We start from the raw sequence: 1133 nt of genomic DNA on the forward strand, positions 1-1133 counted from the left end.
ACGCGGTTCGCCCGGCGCGGGCCGGCCACCCGCGGCACCACCACGACGGGCCGATCACGGACCCCCCGCTGCGCGGCTCGGCGGACCTGCGCGCGGTCCGGCAGTACGTCCTCGGCGACGAAGTCCGCCACCTGCACTGGAAAGCCTCCGCCCGCACCGGGCGGCTCATGGTGCGCGAGTACGCGGACCCGGCGCAGCTGCGCTGCACGGTCCTGCTCGACACCCGGCCCCGATCGCTGACCGCGGCGGCGTTCGAGGAGGCCGTCGAGGTGGTGGCGTCCCTGCTGTTCGCGTCGGCGACGGCGGGCCAGCACTGCCGGTTGATCACGACGACGGGCACGGACACCCCGGTGGACAGTGGGCTGCGGGTGGCGCGGGTGGTGCTGGACGAGTTGTGCCTGGTTACGCAGGACGCGGTGGATGACGCGCCGCTGCTGCCATCCCCGCTGGCGGCGGGCCGCCGTCCGGGCGGGGTGGTCGTGGTGGTGACGGGCCCGGACACGGACCTCGGCCCGGCCCGCCGCTGGCACCCGGACACGGTGATCCGCCTCGGTTCGCCACCATCGGGCGCGGCCGGCGCCGGCCAGATCACGGCGGTGGACGCGGCCGACGCGGCGGCGCGGTGGAACGCCCTGATGACGGGGGCGGCGTGAGGGCTGGGGTGGAGGGTTTTTCGAGCGGTGCAGCGAGGTTCGGTCGGGCCGCGGCTTGCGCGGGGCGTCAGCGTGCCGCCGCGGGTGGCGCGGTTTGCGAGAGGCGTGGCGGCGAATCGGTGGCAGTCGGATGCCAAGGGCCGCGGGGTGGAGCGACTTGCGAGGGGGAGTGGCGGCGGATCGGTGGCACCCGGACGCCGGGGCGGCAGCGGGGTGCAGCGGTTTGCGAGGGATGTGGCGGCGAATCGGTGGCATGGGATGCCATCGGCGGCGGCGCTGTGGCGGGGTGGAGCGGCGTACGGGGGGCGTGGCGGCGGGGCCCGATCGAGCTGTGGCCGTCAGGGGCGGCGTGCCGCGGTGGGCGTGGCAACCGATCCCGGGCGCCAAGAGCACTCGGGTGCCGTGGCGGGGGCGGGCAATCCGGTGAGGGGTGCGGAATGACAGCGGGGCTTGACCAGGTTGTGGGGGCGGTGTGACCGC

The 1133-nt window shown here is 76.0% G+C and carries 1 protein-coding gene; it reads left to right on the plus strand.

Translation table 11 applies throughout. The annotated features are described in order from the left end of the window. Positions 1 to 653 (plus strand): DUF58 domain-containing protein (locus tag G3I65_RS34025; protein ID WP_160699732.1); only part of this gene is annotated, 653 nt, incomplete at its 5' end. Positions 654 to 1133 lie beyond the last annotated feature (480 nt).

The sequence above is a fragment of the Amycolatopsis sp. SID8362 genome (genome assembly GCF_010550475.1).
Lineage (GTDB): Bacteria > Actinomycetota > Actinomycetes > Mycobacteriales > Pseudonocardiaceae > Amycolatopsis > Amycolatopsis eburnea.